The sequence below is a fragment of the Mucilaginibacter aquatilis genome (assembly GCF_009755275.1).
GTDB classification, from domain to species: domain Bacteria; phylum Bacteroidota; class Bacteroidia; order Sphingobacteriales; family Sphingobacteriaceae; genus Mucilaginibacter; species Mucilaginibacter aquatilis.
Genome location: NZ_WQLA01000005.1, coordinates 251,740 through 269,514, shown reverse-complemented (window position 1 = coordinate 269,514; position 17,775 = coordinate 251,740). Strand labels below are relative to the sequence as shown.

19 protein-coding genes are annotated in these 17,775 nt (G+C 41.9%); 15 read left to right on the top strand and 4 right to left on the bottom strand.

The annotated features are described in order from the left end of the window. The first annotated feature begins 193 nt into the window (after positions 1-193). The 12 genes from GO816_RS13850 to GO816_RS13795 all read left to right on the top strand — a co-directional run bounded on the left by GO816_RS13850 (position 194) and on the right by GO816_RS13795 (position 10,996). Positions 194-1,669: a sigma-54-dependent transcriptional regulator gene (locus tag GO816_RS13850; RefSeq protein WP_157542530.1), complete on the top strand. Its 1,476-nt coding sequence runs from the start codon at positions 194-196 to the stop codon at positions 1,667-1,669. A gap of 1 nt (position 1,670) precedes the next feature. After that, a complete protein-coding gene (locus GO816_RS13845) occupies positions 1,671-1,892 on the top strand; it encodes a hypothetical protein (RefSeq protein ID WP_157542529.1) in 222 nt (73 codons plus the stop codon). A gap of 84 nt (positions 1,893-1,976) precedes the next feature. Then, a complete protein-coding gene (locus GO816_RS13840) occupies positions 1,977-3,023 on the top strand; it encodes an AI-2E family transporter (RefSeq protein WP_157542528.1) in 1,047 nt (348 codons plus the stop codon). A gap of 147 nt (positions 3,024-3,170) precedes the next feature. Continuing rightward, entirely contained in the window at positions 3,171-3,437 is a 267-nt protein-coding gene (locus tag GO816_RS13835) for a YtxH domain-containing protein (protein ID WP_157542631.1), read from the top strand. Between the two features lie 56 nt (positions 3,438-3,493). After that, positions 3,494-3,844 (top strand): phage holin family protein, encoded by a 351-nt coding sequence (locus tag GO816_RS13830; protein WP_157542527.1) that lies wholly within the window; start codon positions 3,494-3,496, stop codon positions 3,842-3,844. Between the two features lies 1 nt (position 3,845). Beyond that, positions 3,846-4,280: a hypothetical protein gene (locus GO816_RS13825; RefSeq protein ID WP_157542526.1), complete on the top strand. Its 435-nt coding sequence runs from the start codon at positions 3,846-3,848 to the stop codon at positions 4,278-4,280. Between the two features lie 87 nt (positions 4,281-4,367). Beyond that, the gene (locus tag GO816_RS13820; RefSeq protein WP_157542525.1) at positions 4,368-5,219 is read left to right on the top strand and encodes a 4-hydroxy-3-methylbut-2-enyl diphosphate reductase; all 852 of its coding nucleotides are present in this window, start codon (positions 4,368-4,370) and stop codon (positions 5,217-5,219) included. Between the two features lie 55 nt (positions 5,220-5,274). Then, the gene (locus GO816_RS13815; RefSeq protein WP_157542524.1) at positions 5,275-5,970 is read left to right on the top strand and encodes a fatty acid desaturase; all 696 of its coding nucleotides are present in this window, start codon (positions 5,275-5,277) and stop codon (positions 5,968-5,970) included. A 124-nt stretch (positions 5,971-6,094) separates the two neighbouring features. Beyond that, positions 6,095-7,108, top strand: coding sequence for a ferrochelatase (hemH, locus tag GO816_RS13810; protein WP_157542523.1), 1,014 nt, complete (start codon positions 6,095-6,097; stop codon positions 7,106-7,108). 126 nt (positions 7,109-7,234) lie between these two features. Beyond that, the gene (locus GO816_RS13805) at positions 7,235-9,100 is read left to right on the top strand and encodes a M61 family metallopeptidase (protein WP_157542522.1); all 1,866 of its coding nucleotides are present in this window, start codon (positions 7,235-7,237) and stop codon (positions 9,098-9,100) included. A 4-nt stretch (positions 9,101-9,104) separates the two neighbouring features. Next, positions 9,105-10,409, top strand: a complete 1,305-nt coding sequence (locus tag GO816_RS13800; RefSeq protein WP_157542521.1) for a M20/M25/M40 family metallo-hydrolase — start codon at positions 9,105-9,107, stop codon at positions 10,407-10,409. A gap of 74 nt (positions 10,410-10,483) precedes the next feature. After that, positions 10,484-10,996 carry a GNAT family N-acetyltransferase gene (locus tag GO816_RS13795; RefSeq protein ID WP_157542520.1) on the top strand — a complete coding sequence of 171 codons (513 nt, stop codon included), beginning with the start codon at positions 10,484-10,486 and terminating at the stop codon, positions 10,994-10,996. On the opposite strand, the gene GO816_RS13790 is transcribed toward GO816_RS13795, so the two are convergent. The 3 genes from GO816_RS13790 to GO816_RS13780 form a co-directional block, all read right to left on the bottom strand. After that, the gene (locus tag GO816_RS13790; protein WP_157542519.1) at positions 10,993-11,487 is read right to left on the bottom strand and encodes a GNAT family N-acetyltransferase; all 495 of its coding nucleotides are present in this window, start codon (positions 11,485-11,487) and stop codon (positions 10,993-10,995) included. The two genes, GO816_RS13795 and GO816_RS13790, sit on opposite strands and share 4 nt — an antisense overlap. 90 nt (positions 11,488-11,577) lie before the next feature. Then, complete coding sequence (locus GO816_RS13785) at positions 11,578-12,135, bottom strand: type 1 glutamine amidotransferase domain-containing protein (RefSeq protein WP_157542518.1); 558 nt, start codon at positions 12,133-12,135, stop codon at positions 11,578-11,580. 76 nt (positions 12,136-12,211) lie between these two features. Then, a complete protein-coding gene (locus GO816_RS13780) occupies positions 12,212-13,102 on the bottom strand; it encodes a LysR family transcriptional regulator (RefSeq protein WP_157542517.1) in 891 nt (296 codons plus the stop codon). Positions 13,103-13,209: 107 nt separating this feature from the next. Between GO816_RS13780 and GO816_RS13775 the strand changes: the two genes are divergently transcribed. Beyond that, a complete protein-coding gene (locus GO816_RS13775; protein ID WP_157542516.1) occupies positions 13,210-14,433 on the top strand; it encodes a glycosyltransferase family 87 protein in 1,224 nt (407 codons plus the stop codon). 79 nt (positions 14,434-14,512) lie between these two features. Here GO816_RS13775 and GO816_RS13770 read toward each other — a convergent pair whose 3' ends face one another. After that, positions 14,513-15,520 (bottom strand): aspartate-semialdehyde dehydrogenase, encoded by a 1,008-nt coding sequence (locus tag GO816_RS13770; RefSeq protein WP_157542515.1) that lies wholly within the window; start codon positions 15,518-15,520, stop codon positions 14,513-14,515. Positions 15,521-15,798: 278 nt separating this feature from the next. On the opposite strand from GO816_RS13770, the gene GO816_RS13765 reads away from it, so the two are divergent. Continuing rightward, on the top strand, positions 15,799-16,761 hold the full coding sequence (locus tag GO816_RS13765; RefSeq protein ID WP_157542514.1) for an NAD-dependent epimerase/dehydratase family protein: 963 nt from the start codon (positions 15,799-15,801) through the stop codon (positions 16,759-16,761). Positions 16,762-16,893: 132 nt separating this feature from the next. Beyond that, complete coding sequence (locus tag GO816_RS13760) at positions 16,894-17,619, top strand: YebC/PmpR family DNA-binding transcriptional regulator (protein WP_157542513.1); 726 nt, start codon at positions 16,894-16,896, stop codon at positions 17,617-17,619. Positions 17,620-17,775 lie beyond the last annotated feature (156 nt).

Genomic DNA, 17,775 nt, shown 5'->3' with positions numbered 1-17,775 from the left:
GGCTGTATGTAGCGTTGTGAGTTTGATTTATATGCCACACCGTTTAAACCTGTTTTGTTTATTGGAAAAAAAATATTAGTTGATAGTTAAAAATATGGGTGATGCTTGGGAAAAAACTACAAATTTTATCATTTTTGTAAGCAACGCTACCAGTGAAACTAACAGATTGCCTTTAATTGAGTAAATTGCCGCTATGAAAAAAATCCTCATCATTGATGATGAAGTAAATACCGCACTATTACTGTCTAAATTCTTAACCCGTAATGGTTTTGAAGTTACCACTGCCTCAAGCGGCAGTAACGGCATGGAGCAGTTAAAAAATAGTGAATATAATTTAGTGCTGTGCGATTACCGTTTGGAAGATACCGACGGCCGCGAGATGCTGAAGTATATTAAAAATAACTACCCTAAAACCGGTGTAATTATTATTACCGGCTACTCTGATATAAAAATGGCGGTCGAGCTCATTAAAATGGGCGCTTATGACTACATAACAAAACCGCTATACCCAGATGAAATTTTAACTACCATCAACAAGGCTATTGAAACTCACTATGCTTTGCTTGAAGCGGCCGACCAGGAAGCTTCTGCAACATCGGCAGCGGTGAGCAATACCAAAGCCGGTGGTAGCAGTAAGGACAAGGGTAAGCAAGTAATGTCTAACGAGTTTGTGAGCGGTAACAGCCGTGCATCAAAAGAGCTGTTAAGGCAAATTGAACTTGTAGCGCCAACTAACTACAGTGTGATTATTATGGGCGAAAGCGGTACCGGTAAAGAATCCGTTGCCAAAAGCATTCACCTTAATAGTTCACGCCGCGATCAGCCTTTTATTGCCATGGATTGTGGATCATTAACCAAAGAGCTTGCACAAAGTGAATTTTTTGGCCACGAAAAAGGTTCTTTTACCGGTGCGCTTTACACTAAAATTGGCCATTTTGAAATGGCTAACGGCGGTACGCTGTTTTTAGATGAAGTTGGTAACCTATCATACGATATTCAGGCGGCGCTCTTACGCACCGTGCAGGAACGCAAGGTGAAACGTATTGGCTCAACAAAAGAGATTGATCTTGATGTACGCTTAATTGTAGCCACAAACGAAAACCTTCAGGATTCTATTCAAAAAGGTCGTTTCAGGGAAGATTTGTACCATCGTTTTAACGAGTTTAGTATTTACATGCCTGCACTGCGCGAGCGTGGACATGATATAATTTTACTGGCTGAGCATTTTTTACGTAGTGCCAACCAGGAATTAGGCCGTAACGTGAGCCGCCTGTCGCCCGAAGTGGTTGAGTGCTTTATGAACTACAGATGGCAGGGAAATATTCGTGAGCTTAAAAATGTTATACGTCGCGCTACGCTATTAAGTGAGGGTGATGAAATACAAATGAAGGCGTTGCCGCTGGAAATGCTTGCTTACAGCAGGATGCCTATGGATGGGCCAACCAATTCGGCAACATTTGTGGGTATGCATCAAGATCAGTCTTCGGCTCCGGCACCGGTTAAAGAAGTACGCCACGACTTAAAAAATGCAGCCCTTGAAGCGGAGTATGAAACTATTTTAAAGGTTTTGCGCGAGGTCAATTTCAACAAAACCAAGGCGGCCGAAATTTTAAAGATAGACCGTAAAACGCTATACAATAAAATGAAGGCAATTAACTTAGGCAAGTAGCATGGCATTGGAGCACGACGAAGAACAGTATAATACAGTTGACGGCCCGGCTATACGCACGTTTAAGCATGATATTAAAAATCAACTGTCTAACATTCATTTAGCTGTTGAGCAATTGCGTTACGAAGTAGAAAATCCAACTGAGGATTTTGCTTTCTATATGGATACTATTAAAATGAGCTGCAATAAAATCAATGAAATGGTTAAAGAGCTTGGCGCATAGCACCAGCTTATAAAATTATTTAAAGCGCCCCGAACATTGTGGCGCTTTTTTGTTTTATAGTAGTTTCACATTTACTTCTCCCGAATGCCTGTTTTTAGTCATAAGCAACGTAATACCATTGTATTGGTAAGCATTATTGTGCTTGGCTGCTTTTTGCTATATGCACTAAGCGAGATTTTTAGTGCTATACTGGGCGCTATTGTGCTCTATGTACTATTCAGGCCTTTATACTTGTTTTTAACCGAAAAAAGGGGCTGGAATAAAGGTGTATCCGGTATCGTGATCATTTTGGTATCACTGGTAGTAATTGTAATCCCGTTTTTACTGATGAGTTTTATGGTGATCGAAAAGATCATCAGCTTTAATACCAAAGCGCTGCCAATAGATTCATGGGTAGATAAAATTGATATGTTTACTGCCGAACACTTTGGGCAGCCACGTTTTGCCGAAGACACGCTTCAAAAGCTGGGCAGCTACGCAGCCGAACTTTTTCCATCAATATTAGGTAGCGCAGCTAATATTATACTCACCCTGCTGGTAATGTATTTTATACTATACTTTATGTTTGCCGAGTTGCGCAAATTTGAAGCAGGTATGGTGAGGTATGCGCCTTTTAGCCAGCAGCACGCACTAAAGTTTGCAATGGCATTGCGTAATGCTACATATTCAAACGTGTTGGGGCAGGGAATCATATCATTGGTACAGGGTGTTTTACTGGCAAACGGCTTTTGGATTGTAGGTATACCCGATGCCGTTTTTTGGGGTGTAATAGCAACTTTTATCTCATTTTTACCTGTTGTTGGAGCCCCCACATTATCTATTCCGGCTGGTATATACCTGATGCTTTTGGGGCGTACCTGGGCAGGCGTTGGTATTATGGCGTACGGCCTGTTGTTTATTGGCAATCTTGACCATGTTTTGCGCATGCTAATTAATAAGCGCATTGCCAACACGCATCCGGTAATTTCTATTATAGGTGTGTTTATAGGTTTGCCTTTATTTGGTATTTTGGGCCTGGTTTTTGGACCGGTACTGTTGTCGTATTTTATACTCCTTACACAGGTTTATGAAACCAACCGTATGGCAGCCGACCGCCTTGAGCGGGTTCGTAAAATACCTAACGATATATAAATTTATAACTGCCTATAAACAAACGGCTGCTTAAGCCGTTAAATAATTGAAACCTGATAATAGTAAACATTAACTTATATCACCATGAATACAAAAGATGTAACCAATCTGATTAACAAAATACCTGGTTTAAAAAAAGATACCGGTATGGGCGATGGCGCTAAAGTAGCTATTGCATTGCTTGCAGGTATTGCTGCCGGTGCTGCTTTAGGGATTTTATTTGCACCTGATAAAGGTACCGAAACCCGCGATAAGCTATCAGAGTCATTAGCAAACCTTGGCGAAAGCATTAAAGAAACTGCTGCTGCCGAAATTGACCGTTTAGCCGGTTTAAAAACAAAGGTGGTTGATAACATCAAAACCAAGCTAAACGGCGAAGAAGCCGAATATCAGGACGACCTGGAACACGCATAATTAACATAACTTTACCGGCTGTACTACACAGCCGGTAACTATATACCGAGTTATAAATGGAAGAAGAAAAAAAAGCTGAACAAGCACCACAACCCAATATACTCGACCAGCTGAAAGATTACGCAGAAACGCGCTTTTTACTGGCCAAATACAAAACCATTGAGAAAAGCACCTCAGTTGCTGCAAGTTTGGTTACCGTTGTGGTACTCGTATTTAGCCTGTTGCTAACCTTCTTGTTTGCTACGTTTACACTGGCATTGTTTTTAGGTGATGTTTTAGGTGCGGCGTGGAAAGGATTTGGCATAGTGGCTTTGTTTTATCTGCTGATAGCAATTGTTGTTATCACCGCTAAAAAAAGCATCGAGAAGCCGATTGTTAACCTGCTGATCAGCAAAATATTTAAGTAAGATGGATGCCATAACCGTAAAAAGCATATTTGACCTGCAGTCAGAAATTATACGACTTGAGAAAAGCAGGCAGGAGCAGGAAATGGTTTTGAAGCAACGCTTCAGCAGTCCTTCGGCCATTTTTTCGTCTATCCGCTCTGCATTTCCAAAAGCTCCCGAAGGAGAGGGTGGAGGCATAGGGTCATTTATTTCGCCTGATGTAATTGGACTTATATCAAGATTTGTATTGCCTATTGCGCTCAATAAAACACTCTTTAAAAAATCTAACATCATCATTAAAACTGTTGTAGGCTTGCTATCTCAAAAGGCATCAACCTATATAAGTGAAGATTCGGTAACTTCAGTTTGGGGGCGTGTAAAATCTTTGTTCGGTAAAAAGCCGTCAACAGCCCGAAAGTCATCCACGGTAAAGCAGCCGTCGGTAAGACCAGTATAATTTAATAAGGCGCTTTAATAAGCGCCTTTATTATTTACAGGTTTACCATAATCTACTTCATTAAAATTTTTAGCGTAAATTTGCCCTATGGGAGCGTATCAATTACAGGTTGAAATTGACCAGGATTCGGGTTTTTGCTTTGGCGTGGTTTATGCCATTGATATGGCCGAAGAGATTTTGGCTGAAGATGGTTACCTGTACTGCCTTGGAGACATTGTTCACAATGACGAAGAGGTGGAACGCTTAAAGGCGAAAGGCCTTCGCATTATAGACCATACCCAGCTTGCTGATTTGTATAATGAGAAAGTTCTCATACGTGCACATGGTGAGGCTCCTGAAACTTACCGGCTTGCTTTAGAGCACAATATTACGTTGATTGATGCATCATGCCCTGTTGTGCTTAAACTGCAAAACCGCATCAAAACATCGCATGATAACAAGGAGAATATTGTAATATTTGGTAAGCATGGCCATGCCGAAGTAATTGGTTTGCAAGGGCAAACTAATAATGAAGCGTTAATTTTTCAGGATATTACTGAGCTTGATACGCTTGAGTTGCCGCAGCAAATTACCCTTTACAGTCAAACAACTAAAAGCACCGATAAATTTTACCAAATAAAGGAGCATTTGTTAGCTAAAGGATATGATATAAAGGCAAATGATACTATATGCCGCCAGGTTTCAAACCGCGACAAAGACTTGCCTGATTTTGCCAAACGCTTCAATAAAATTGTATTTGTGTCGGGCAAAAAGTCATCAAACGGGAAAGTGTTGTTTGAGGTATGCCGCAAACATAACCCCGATACTTACTTTGTATCGGCAGTTGATGAACTTTCACCCGAAATGTTTAACGCCGGCGATACTGTTGGCATTAGCGGTGCTACATCAACCCCAATGTGGCTTATGGAGCAGGTAAAAGCTGAGCTGGAAAGATATTAAGATTTACTACTTACCTAAAAGGGAACATTTCACTAATACCTACGTTAGTTTAATAATGGCACTCGAAACCCCTTTCGTTAAAAAAACTTATCCGGCAGGAGGAGTGGGGGTTGCTTTGGTTATAATCGGCCTTTGGCTTACATCAACCATACTGCTTATGCAATGGCAGGTAAGTTTCACCAACCCATTACTTTATATATTTATACTGGTGCAAATGCACTTATATACCGGGTTGTTTATTACCGCGCATGACGCCATGCATGGAACCGTATCTGCAAACAAGGCGGTGAATAATGCTGCCGGTTATATCACCACGTTTTTATACGCTGCTTTTTGGTATCCAACGCTTTTAAAAAAACACCACAAACACCATAGTCACGTTCACACCAATGATGATCCTGACTATCACCATGGTGGTTTTTGGGCTTGGTATATAAGGTTTATACGTAATTACTTATCCGTGTGGCAGGTGATATTTATGGCCGCCTTATTCAACTTGCTTAAGCTATGGATTGCGCAACCTAACCTTATTTTATTTTGGGTGGTGCCATCGTTACTTAGCACTTTACAGCTTTTTTACTTCGGTACATATAAGCCTCATAAAGGCGAACATGATAATCCGTATCATTCCACGTCGCAAAAGAAAAACCATGTAGTAGCATTCTTTTCGTGCTATTTTTTTGGTTATCATTATGAACATCACGCCTCGCCAGGCACACCCTGGTGGATGTTATGGAAGGCAAAGTCATGATGGTTTGTGTTCAGTTGCGTGACTAAAATCACAACCTGCAATGCCAGTATTGCTTTAGTTTGACAAAATAAATAGGATATTTGCAATCCTTAAAATGCTCTTTAAAAGGGTTTAGGACATATAGATGAAAAAAGGAGTTTTATTAGTTAATTTAGGTACGCCCGATAATCCCGAAACACCGGCGGTTAGACGTTACCTCGATCAGTTTTTAATGGATGAACGGGTTATAGACATTAATGCATTTAACCGTTTCCTGCTCATCAAAGGTATAATTGTGCCTTTTCGCGCTCCTAAGTCGGCTAAGTCTTACCGAGAGATATGGACCGAAGAAGGTTCGCCGTTAATGATTTATACTGTTAAAACTACTGAACTTTTAAAGCAACGTCTTGGTGACGAATATCATGTGGAGATGGCTATGCGCTATCAAAGCCCGTCAATTGAATCGGCCCTGGCTAAGTTGCGTGCAGCACAGGTAACATCAATACAGGTAATTCCATTGTTTCCACAGTACGCGTCTGCGTCAACAGGTTCAGTGCATCAAAAAGTAATGGAAATTGTAAGCAAGTGGCAAACTATACCTGCCATGAGCTTTGTAAATTCATATTATGATGACGACCTTATTATAGAGGCGTTTGCGCAAAATGGTGCAAAACATAAGCCCGAAGAGTACGATCATGTGCTTTTCAGCTTTCATGGCTTGCCGCAGCGGCAAATGATTAAGGCTGATGAAACCGGTAAGCACTGCCTTAAATCTGCCGATTGCTGCCAAACTATTACCGGCGCTAACCGCTTTTGCTACAGCGCGCAAAGCCATGCAACTGCCCGCCTTATTGCAGAGCGTTTGAACATTCCTAAAGAAAAATATACACTTACATTCCAATCGCGCCTGGGCCGCGACCCTTGGATGCAGCCTTACACCAGTGAGGTAATTGCCGAGTTAGCCAAGAAAGGCGTAAAGCGCTTGTTAGTGTTTTGCCCGGCCTTTGTGGCCGATTGTTTGGAAACAATTTTCGAGGTATCGGTTGAGTACGATGAAGAATTTAAGCACGCAGGTGGTGAGCACGTACAACTGGTAGAAAGCCTGAACGACTCACCTTTGTGGATTGACGCTCTTGAGCGCATGGTGCGGGAGAATTAGTTATAACTCCTGATAATGTTTTGATAGCTAGTGGCAGCTATCAAAACATTACGTAACTTTCGTTAAACAACATTTTTCATTCGTTAAAATTTAGTATTTTCAAACCCGAAACTACTTTAAGCTCAAATGAAAAATCTTATCCTGTCGGCCACGGCTTTGCTGTTGTCGGCTACTGCTTTAGCTCAAAGCGAAATATCTTATACCGTTTCTTTTCCAAACGCCATACACCACGAAGCTGAAATAAGCATGAGGGTGCCGCAAGTCCCTGCTGGTGTTATGCGCTTCAGAATGAGCCGATCATCGCCGGGGCGTTATGCCACGCACGAGTTTGGTAAAAACGTTTATAACGTAAAAGCTGTTGGCGAAAGCAATAAGCCGCTAAGCGTTAAGCAAATTGAAGGAGATGTTTGGGAAATTGCCAGCCACGGCAGCACGGTGATTGTTACCTATACTTTATTTGGCAATCACATGGACGGTACTTATGTTGGTATTGATGCTAGTAACGCGCATTTAAATATGCCCGCCGCTTTTATGTGGGTAGTTGGCATGGATAAGCGTCCATTAACTTTCAAGTTTAACGATTTGGATAAGTATGGCTGGAAGGTAGCAACGCAGCTTAAGCCCCAATCAGGCAATGTATACTCAGCACCAAATTTTCAGTACATGATGGATAGTCCAACATCGTTGGCGCCATACAAAAAGTACAGCTGGGACATTGTGAATGCCGACGGCAAAAAGCAGGCAATACATTTAACTTCGCATAGCGACGACGATCAGGCAACTATTGACGGCTTTGGTCAAATGGTAAAAAAAGTTACACTTGAGGCCCAAGCTGTTTTTGGCGAGTTGCCTGTATATGATTACGGTAATTACGTATTCCTACATGACGTAGCTTCGAGCAATGCAGGTGATGGTATGGAGCACCGCAACTCAACCAGTATTGTACAAACTACACCTAAAATTGCGGGTAATGAAGTGCGGTTGTTAGGTACATTTTCGCACGAGTATTTCCATAGCTGGAATGTGGAACGTATACGCCCAAAAACTTTAGAGCCCTTTAATTTTACGCATGCTAATATGAGTAATGAGCTTTGGTTTGCCGAAGGTTTCACTCAATACTATGGCGGCTTAATTTTAGAACGTGCCGGGCTGATGTCTTTAACCGATCATAACCGCACAATTGCGGGATTAGTAAACACGGTGCTGATATCACCTGCGGCCAATCACTATTCACCTGCCCAAATGAGCCGTTATGCTGTATTTGCCGATGCAGGTACATCAATTGATCAAAATAATAATGCCAATGTGTTTACCAGCTATTATACGTATGGTGGTGCAACAGCGCTAGCGCTTGACTTACGCCTGCGCAGCCAATTTAAGTTAACACTTGATGATTATATGCGTGCCATATGGTTAACACATGGTAAGCCCGAAAAGCCGTATACCATAGTTGATTTACAAAATGTATTGGCCGCTTTTACCAAGGATGCCGCTTTTGCTGCTGATTTTTTTAAACGGTACATAAACGGGTTTGAAAAAAACGATTACGCTAAGCTTTTAGATAATGCAGCACTCATTTTACGTAAAGCACAGGCCGGAAAGGCGTGGGCGGGTGCGCTTAGTGGTGCCGGAGGTCGTGGGCGGTCGGGACAGGCTATTGGTGTAGACAACAACGGACTGCTTATTGGTACAAGTTTGGCTATGAATACCCCGTTTTATAAAGCAGGCCTGGATGCCGGCGATGTGCTGTTAAATGTTGACGGTAACACCATACAAGCTAACGGCCAGGCTCTTGCCGATGCTATAAATGCAAAAAGGCCAGGTGATAAAATTACCGTGAATTATAAAAACAGGGCCGGCAATCACCAAACGGTGGTAACGCTGGAAGAAAACCCGGCTTTTGAGGTTGTTACTTACGAGGCTGCTGGTAAAGAACCTTCTGCTGCGCAAATGCAGTTTCGTAATAATTGGTTAAATTCGAAAATTAAATAAAGTGATGAGAAAGTATGTAGCAGCTATTGCGCTGCTGGCTGCCGGTTTTAGCAGTTATGCGCAAGATATCAATAAACTTATTGACGAAACCGATGTGCAGCGTCTCATCAAGACGCTATCGGCCGATGAGATGCAGGGACGTGGCACCTTTACGCCCGGAATAGATAAGGCCGCAACCTTTATTGAGGCGGAGTTTAAAAAGGCTGGTTTGCAGCCCTTAACCGGAGAGAAGGGTTTTAGACAAAACTTTACAGTTTACCGCACTGCACCTGTTGAAAGCAGCGCCACAATTGAGGGGCAAAGTATTGACGCACAAAATGTAGCCGTTTATGCGGGTAGCTCTTTTAATTGGGATAACAATGCCGATGTTGAAGTTGCGCGTATTGATGCCGACAAAAACTTCAGGACAGAGTACCGTACTTATCTCCGTGGTAATAAAAAAACGCTTGTTTTAGTTGATCAGGCACATAAGGATTTATTTAACCAGTTACGTCAGCGTTTTAACAGCGGTTCAATCTCAATGAGCAAGCCTGCAGAAGCGTCGGCGCAGCAGGTAGTGATGGTACTTGGCAGTTTTGGCGAAGTAAAAAACTTTAAGGCCAGCTACAAAACCGAGGTTCAAAATCCACCGATATTTAATGTTGCCGGTATGATTCCGGGAAAAAGCAAAAAAGATGAATATGTGGTGTTTTCGGGGCATTATGATCACTTAGGCATTTTACCTGCTATGCAAGGTGATAGTATTGCAAACGGTGCCGATGATGACGCATCAGGCACAACTGCCATGATAAGCTTGGCTAAATACTTTAACAAGCTTAAAAATAATGAGCGTACGCTGATATTCGTTGCCTTTACCGCTGAGGAAATTGGTGGTTACGGAGCCCGTTATTTTTCTCAACAGCTAAATCCCGACAAAGTAGTTGCCATGTTTAACATTGAAATGATTGGTAAAGAATCGAAGTTTGGAAAAAACACCGCGTTTATTACTGGTTATGAGCGCTCTGATTTTGGAAAAATTTTGCAAAGCAACCTGCAAGGTACAGCCTTCACTTTTCACCCGGACCCATACCCGGCGCAGGATTTATTTTACCGCAGCGATAATGCCACCCTGGCCCGTTTAGGAGTACCGGCGCATACCATATCAACCGATCAAATTGATACCGATAAATTGTATCACAGCGTTAAGGACGAATACAGCTCGTTGGATGTAAAAAATATCACCGCAACCATACATGCCATCGCTTTAAGCTCGCGCAGTATTGTAGCTGGTAAAGATACGCCTACACGCATACCAAAATTGGACAGATAGTTAAGTGTTGCATATAAATAAAAGCCACAGGACAATTTACCTGTGGCTTTTTGGTTAATAGAAAATTCAGCATAATGTCAATCATTCTTGAGACCGAAAGACTGGTATTAAGAAAATTCAGCATAAACGATGCTCCGTTTATTGTTGAACTGCTTAATACACCTACCTGGAAGCAATATATAGGAGACAGAGGTATACAAACTATTGCCGAAGCTAATAATTACCTGGTTAAGGTTATTTTAATGAATTACGCCATTAACGGCTTCGGCCTTTACATGATGGAGTCAAAGGAATCGGGGCAGGCCATTGGCATGTGTGGTTTGTTAAAACGTGAATACCTTGCTTATGCAGATTTAGGTTATGCCCTCCTTCCTCAATTTGAGGGTAACGGCTATGCCAGCGAAGCCGCATTGGCAACAATAAATTATGCATTTAATGTATTTGGCTGGCCTGTTGTGGCCGCTATAACGCAACCCGATAATCAACGATCAATAAAATTATTAACCAAACTTGGCTTTATTTATGCAAAGCCCGTATGGGTTGATGGCCGCGAGTTAGATTTATATACGAAAGCAAGCGACGCTTAAAGTTCTTTGCGCATTACATGGTCATTCATCCAGTAAGGGCCAATAGGAATGTCCTCATCGCGCAGTAGGGTGAAGCCTAATTTCTGATAAAAATCTTTTGCTTTGTTGTTGCGGTTTACGTTTAAATCCAACGTTTTAATTCCAGCCTGGCGTGTGGCTTCAACTACCGCATCAACTAATTTACGGCCATAACCTTTTCCTTGTGTAGTTGGGTGGCAGTATAGTTTATGCAGCTTAATAACATTTTCGTCATCATTGCGCAAACCGTATGACGCAAAGGCAACAGGAGTACCTTCTTCTTCCAGTAAAATGTATGTTTGTTCGCCTTCGTCAATTTGATGAGCAACCTTATCTGATACATACATGGCATCAAGCATGTAGGTAATTTGCTCTGTTGATAAAATTGAACGGTAGGTAGGCCACCAGGTTTGATGTGCTATTTTCACAATGATATCGGCATCGGCCAGGGTAGCGGGTCGAATATTGAGCATAGAAATAAATTAATTTAGCAACGGCAATATACATTATAAAGCCATCTTAAAAACAACGCTTTTAAGATGGCTTTATTTTTTAATTGGCTATTATGAGTTGGTTTCGTGTACGCCCTCACCAATTTCTTCAATGGTTTTTCTGTTAAACGCATCTAAATCGGCAGGTGTACGGCTGGTTACTAACCCGTTATCCGTTACCACTTCTTCATCCACCCATTCGGCACCTGCATTTTGCAAGTCGGTTTGTAATGATGGGTATGATGTTACTTTTCTGCCTTTAATTAAGCCTGTTTCAATTAGCATCTGGGGGCCATGGCATATAGCTGCTAATGGTTTTCCCTCATCTAAAAAGGCCGATACAAATGCTACCGCATCTTTATTCTGACGTAATTTATCGGGGTTTAATACACCGCCCGGTAATACCAGTGCATCATAATCATCCGGACTTGCATCGGTTAATAACTTGTCAACATTAACCTCAATACCCCAGTTGTCTTTATCCCAGGCTTTAATAGTTCCGCTTTGTGGCGATATGATATGTACCGTTGCACCTGCTGCTTCAAGCGCCTGTTTAGGGCTGGTTAACTCTACCTGCTCAAACCCTTCTTCTGTAAGGATGGCTACCTTACGGTTATTCAATGTTCCCATAGTAGTATGTTTTAATTCGTTTAATTGAACCTTTAATACTACAAGGTTAAAAATTTAAAGTTTCAAGAAATTTAAATTAATGTTCCAACGCATAATTGATAAAGTTGGTTGTAAGCCCATAGTCTTCGGTACCTTTGCGGCGTATAAAATAAAAGTTCCTTACTATTTTCAAGTCTTCAACTGGCACTTCCACAAGGTCGCCTTCGGCGAGTTCGCGTTTTATGGATGGGCGGGGCATAAACCCAAGGCACTGATCGGCTAATAGAAAATTTTTAAGTGCTTCAGTTCCTCCCAGTCGTATCTTAACTAACAAATCGGCCGGTTTTACATGATGCTCTGCTAGTGAACGCAGCAAGGCATTCAAAGTTCCGGAGCCTCGCTCGCGCAGGGCAAGCGGAGTTTTGGTGAGCTGCTTTAAGGTAAGCGATTTACCTGCCAGCGGGCTTTTTGCCGAACAAACGGGAATCACCTCATCTGCCATAAAGGGTTGATATGATACATTAGTGAGTTTATTGTCTACTTCAATAATGCCAATATCTACTTCGTGATTTAACAGCGCATTTAAAATATACTCCGAGTTACGGTTAACCAGTTGAACGCCAACATTGGCATGTTTACGCTGATAACCCGAAAGAATAGGCGGAAGTATGTATAAGGCTATAGTAGTACTTGCCCCTAAGCGCAAATGCCCCGCCGCGTAAGATTGATTGCTTAGCAAAGCCATATCATACTCTGCTTTACGTTCAATTTCAGTAGCCTGCAAAAGATACTCTTGTAGTTTTGTGCCTGCCTCGGTAAGTACAATGCTGTTTCCTTTTCGCTCAAACAAAGGGAGCTTATATTGATCTTCCAGTGCTTTTACATGCTTGCTTATGGCAGGTTGCGTTACAAACAATACCTGCGCTGCCTTTGAAAAACTCAAATTAGCCGCAACCTCTAAAAACACACGGTGAGAAAAAGAAATCATACCAATCAAAAGTAACTTTTTTATATCACCACTGATAATAACAATGTGTTGTCGGTTAAAAAAATACAAATACTTAGTTTTGAAGCGCCACATCTACCGGCGCATGCATGCATAACAAAAAAGTATACCTTGCTTTATTAACCGTAGTTACTATTGCCTTTGCTATAATATCGTTTAACAGAGGTATGCGAGCCGACGTTAAAGGCGATTACTACATTTATTGGGAGACCGGGAAAGCTTTTTTAGCAGGTAACAAATTGTATACTCCCGGTTTAATTGATGGTGGTTTTACCTATCCTCCCTTTGCTGCGCTATTTTTCAGCCTATTTTCACTTGTGCCGTTTCATGTATCGGCGTTCCTGTTTACCTTTTTTGTTAATTATGGTTTGTGGATAAGCTCATTTGTACTGGTACATAAAATTATGCAGCAGTATTACCCCGGTCAGCATTTTAAGTGGCCGTTAGGGCTGGCAATTGCACTTTCGGCCTGCTTTTACTGGCACAACTTCATTTGGATGAATTCGAATTTGCCGGTGCTATGCCTTACTTTACTTGGTGTATTGTATTATAAGCGTAAACAGTATGGATGGAGCTACGTGTTTTTTATGGCCGGAACCTTTTTCAAGATTACCCCTGTACTGTTCCTTGTTTTTGCAGCCATTAAACGAGGACCCAAACATTGGCCACAAATAGCTTTAACAGCGTTGCCTTTTATTGTGATTCCGGCACTGTTACGCGGGGTGCATACCGGCATTACCGACTGGAAGGATTACTATGAAGCCTTTGTGGCTCCATTTAGCAAAGGGCAAATTGATGAAAACATAATTAGTTTAGGTATACCGGCATTGCTCAATAAAATGAATACCGGTAATATGGCAGTAGGTATTAAGCCGCTATTTCACTTAAACAGTGTAACCTTAAAACACTTTATACTCGTGTTTCAAATTATAAGCATACTATTGCTTACGCTAAAGGTTGCTTATGACCGTTATGTTCGTAAAAATGAAGAGCTTTCATTAGCTGATATATCCCTCATATATATGATTACGCTGTTACTACCCGGGCGGGTGTGGGCGCATCACCATGTGTGTACCGGGTTTATTTATACCTATTTGTGCTTTATACTTTTAAAAGAACGGCAAACAGCATTATTGGTAATTATATGTGTACTTGGCATGCTCACCAACCTTATAACTAAAAATGTAATAGGCCAAACCCTCACTGACATATTAAAACATTACAGCTTTGTAACCTTATTAATGATTTTTGTAAGCGGAGTTATATTGTTTTATGAGGATAAGAGGAACGTGCTGGTTGAGCATAAACGATAATATTCAAAAAAGGGATAGTCCACAAAGACTATCCCTTTCAATATATTTCTCCAACTCCCCCTTCAGGGGGCTGGGGGGCTTAAGCTTCTACAGCCTGACCTACCAGGTTTTTAGCTACCAGGTACTCTGCAATTTGCACGGCATTGGTTGCAGCACCCTTGCGTAAGTTATCTGATACTATCCATGCGTTCAATGTGTTATCTTGTGTTTCGTCACGGCGTAAACGGCCCACAAACACTTCGTCTTTTTCGTGAGCATCTAAAGGCATTGGGTATTTCAGGTTGGCAACATCATCAACCACAACAATACCCGGCGACTCGCTCAGCAGTGTGCGTAACTCGTCCAAGTCAAAGTCGTTCTCAAATTCAATGTTAACAGATTCTGAGTGACCGCCCATTACCGGAATACGCACGGTTGTTGCTGTAACGCGGATGCTGTCATCGCCCATAATCTTTTTGGTTTCCAAGATCATTTTCATTTCTTCCTTGGTGTACCCATTCTCCGTAAACACGTCAATGTGTGGCAACACGTTCAGGTCAATTTGATAAGGGTAAGCTTTAGGGCCATCAATGCCTTTACGCTCATTAAACAACTGATCAACAGCTTTTACACCGGTACCGGTAACTGATTGGTAAGTTGATACCACTACGCGTTTAATTTTATATTTATCGTGCAGGGGCTTTAAGGCCACTACCATTTGTATGGTTGAACAGTTGGGGTTGGCAATGATTTTATCTTCGGCTGTTAATACATCTGCGTTAACCTCAGGTACAACCAGTTTTTTGGTTGGGTCCATGCGCCAGGCCGATGAATTGTCGATAACGGTGATGCCCGCTTCGGCAAATAAAGGTGCCTGCTCCAATGAAGTGCTTCCCCCTGCCGAAAATAAGGCAATATCGGGCTTCTGCTTTATCGCATCCTCAACAGTTACCACCTTATATGGCTTGCCCTTATAGGTAACTTCTTTACCTACACTTTTTGCTGATGCCACGGGGATTAATTCTGTTACCGGAAAGTTGCGTTCTTCAAGAATCTGCAACATTTTAGTGCCTACCAAACCGGTAGCACCTACTACTGCGACTTTCATTGTCTCTCGAATAAATTATGTAATTAATAAAAATGTTAATTTTCAAATGTAGGCTTTTTTAAACAAAAAAAGCCTTAAACGCTTTATTTATAAGGTTTTTGAAGACTGCAGCCTTGATAAACCATGTATTTTCAACCGAATTTAATTTGGCAGTAAAAAGGATCTTTATAACTATTTGTGAATGCTTTTTGATAAATCCGATAACAGCTAAACTTTTAAATCCATATTATAAAACGTTTACAAGCATTTTTGTAAATTTGTATACATCCAAATATTATATGGCAACAAGCGAAAAGGTATTGGTAATAGGAGCTAACGGGCAAATTGGCAGCGAACTGGTTTTAGCTTTGCGAAAAAAACATGGCGCAGATCATGTTATTGCTTCTGATATAAACGCACCGGTTGATGCCATACGCAATGGCGGCCCTTTTGAAATTGCAAACGTGCTTGACAAAAACAGCTTGCAACATATATTTGAACTGTACCGCCCCACACAGGTATACCTGCTGGCCGCCATACTTTCGGCCGTTGGCGAGCAAAAGCCAAAACTGGCCTGGGATTTAAACATGAACGGCCTTATCCACGTGCTCGATCTTGCTGTTGAATTTGAAGTAAAGAAAGTTTTCTGGCCAAGCTCTATTGCAGTATTTGGCCCGCACTCGCCAAAACAAAATACACCACAGTACTGCGTAATGGATCCTAACACAGTCTACGGTTTTAGTAAGCTGGCCGGCGAACGCTGGTGCGAGTACTACCACGCCAAATATGGGCTCGATGTACGCAGTATACGTTACCCCGGCCTTATCAGCTGGAAAACTAACCCAGGTGGAGGCACTACCGATTACGCCGTGCATATTTTTCACGAAGCGTTACAAAGCGGAACTTACCAAAGCTTCTTATCGGCCAATACGGCATTACCCATGATGTATATGGATGATGCCATCCGCGCTACGTTAAGTCTTATGGATGCACCTGACGAGTGCATTACCATACGCTCAAGCTACAACCTGGGTGGAATTAGCTTTACCCCTGAAGCTCTTGCCGCCGAAATAAAAAAACAAATACCAGAGTTCACACTTACCTATGCCGATAACGACCCTCGACAAGCTATTGCAGATAGTTGGCCGCAATCTATTGATGATACCTACGCAAAAACTGACTGGGATTGGAAACTGGAATATGATATTGAACGCCTTACCAGCGAAATGCTGAAAAATTTAAAGAATAGTTTAGTTTTGTAGTCTGTTTCCGATTGTTATTATCGAGTGACAATAAGAAATCCTGTTAAAGCTGCTTTTTGGCGTATAGGTTTTTTTTCGTTCGAATGACAGGCTGGGAATAATAACTAACAACAACTAACTATTTGCTATATAATGGGAAGAGCATTTGAGTTCCGAAAAGAAAGAAAATTTAAGCGCTGGGCCAAGATGGCCGTTCAGTTTACCCGTTTAGGTAAAGAGATTGTGATGGCCGTTAAAGATGGCGGTCCAAACCCCGAAAGCAACTCGCGCCTGCGTACCGCTATGCAAAACGCCAAGGCGGTAAACATGCCTAAAGACCGTGTTGAGGCTGCTATTAAGCGTGCATCCAGCAAAGACGAGAAAGACTACGAAGAATTAGTATACGAAGGTTATGCACCCCATGGCGTAGCCGTACTGGTTGAAACTGCAACCGATAACACTAACCGTACTGTGGCCAACGTACGCAGCTACTTCACTAAAGTTGGCGGCACACTAGGCAAAACCGGTTCATTAGATTTTATTTTCAGCCGTAAATCGGTTTTCCGTTTTGACCCGGGAGAGCGTGATTTGGAAGAACTGGAGTTTGAACTAATCGACGCAGGCTTGGAAGAACTTTTTGTGGAAACCGATGAAGAAGGCAAAGACGTTGCCGTAATTCACGCTGCTTACGAAGATTTTGGTAAAATGCAGAAGACTTTGGAAGGTTTAGGTATTGAACTAAAATCGGCCAAGTTGGAGCGTATTTCGTTATCAACTACTGAAATTAGCGAAGAAGCCGCTGCCGACGTACTTAAGCTTATAGACAAGCTGGAGGAAGACGATGACGTACAGGCGGTTTACCATAATATGGCGGAGTAGTTTTTTAGAGTCAAGAGCTAAGAACCAAGAGCCAAGACTTTTGGCTATGGCCTTACTCTTTAACCATACCTGTCATTGCGAACGACAGAGAGAAATCTTTTCTAGTTGATAAGTTACCCGCTCGAAAAGATTTCTCGTTCCTTGAAATGACATTGC

Bases quoted from the DNA above. Each gene is read 5' to 3' on its own strand.
- GO816_RS13850 (WP_157542530.1), top strand. From the start codon at position 194: ATGAAAAAAATCCTCATCATTGATGATGAAGTAAATACCGCACTATTA.
- GO816_RS13845 (WP_157542529.1), top strand. From the start codon at position 1,671: ATGGCATTGGAGCACGACGAAGAACAGTATAATACAGTTGACGGCCCG.
- GO816_RS13840 (WP_157542528.1), top strand. From the start codon at position 1,977: ATGCCTGTTTTTAGTCATAAGCAACGTAATACCATTGTATTGGTAAGC.
- GO816_RS13835 (WP_157542631.1), top strand. From the start codon at position 3,171: ATGGGCGATGGCGCTAAAGTAGCTATTGCATTGCTTGCAGGTATTGCT.
- GO816_RS13830 (WP_157542527.1), top strand. From the start codon at position 3,494: ATGGAAGAAGAAAAAAAAGCTGAACAAGCACCACAACCCAATATACTC.
- GO816_RS13825 (WP_157542526.1), top strand. From the start codon at position 3,846: ATGGATGCCATAACCGTAAAAAGCATATTTGACCTGCAGTCAGAAATT.
- GO816_RS13820 (WP_157542525.1), top strand. From the start codon at position 4,368: ATGGGAGCGTATCAATTACAGGTTGAAATTGACCAGGATTCGGGTTTT.
- GO816_RS13815 (WP_157542524.1), top strand. From the start codon at position 5,275: ATGGCACTCGAAACCCCTTTCGTTAAAAAAACTTATCCGGCAGGAGGA.
- hemH (WP_157542523.1), top strand. From the start codon at position 6,095: ATGAAAAAAGGAGTTTTATTAGTTAATTTAGGTACGCCCGATAATCCC.
- GO816_RS13805 (WP_157542522.1), top strand. From the start codon at position 7,235: ATGAAAAATCTTATCCTGTCGGCCACGGCTTTGCTGTTGTCGGCTACT.
- GO816_RS13800 (WP_157542521.1), top strand. From the start codon at position 9,105: ATGAGAAAGTATGTAGCAGCTATTGCGCTGCTGGCTGCCGGTTTTAGC.
- GO816_RS13795 (WP_157542520.1), top strand. From the start codon at position 10,484: ATGTCAATCATTCTTGAGACCGAAAGACTGGTATTAAGAAAATTCAGC.
- GO816_RS13790 (WP_157542519.1), bottom strand. From the start codon at position 11,487: ATGCTCAATATTCGACCCGCTACCCTGGCCGATGCCGATATCATTGTG.
- GO816_RS13785 (WP_157542518.1), bottom strand. From the start codon at position 12,135: ATGGGAACATTGAATAACCGTAAGGTAGCCATCCTTACAGAAGAAGGG.
- GO816_RS13780 (WP_157542517.1), bottom strand. From the start codon at position 13,102: ATGATTTCTTTTTCTCACCGTGTGTTTTTAGAGGTTGCGGCTAATTTG.
- GO816_RS13775 (WP_157542516.1), top strand. From the start codon at position 13,210: ATGCATAACAAAAAAGTATACCTTGCTTTATTAACCGTAGTTACTATT.
- GO816_RS13770 (WP_157542515.1), bottom strand. From the start codon at position 15,520: ATGAAAGTCGCAGTAGTAGGTGCTACCGGTTTGGTAGGCACTAAAATG.
- GO816_RS13765 (WP_157542514.1), top strand. From the start codon at position 15,799: ATGGCAACAAGCGAAAAGGTATTGGTAATAGGAGCTAACGGGCAAATT.
- GO816_RS13760 (WP_157542513.1), top strand. From the start codon at position 16,894: ATGGGAAGAGCATTTGAGTTCCGAAAAGAAAGAAAATTTAAGCGCTGG.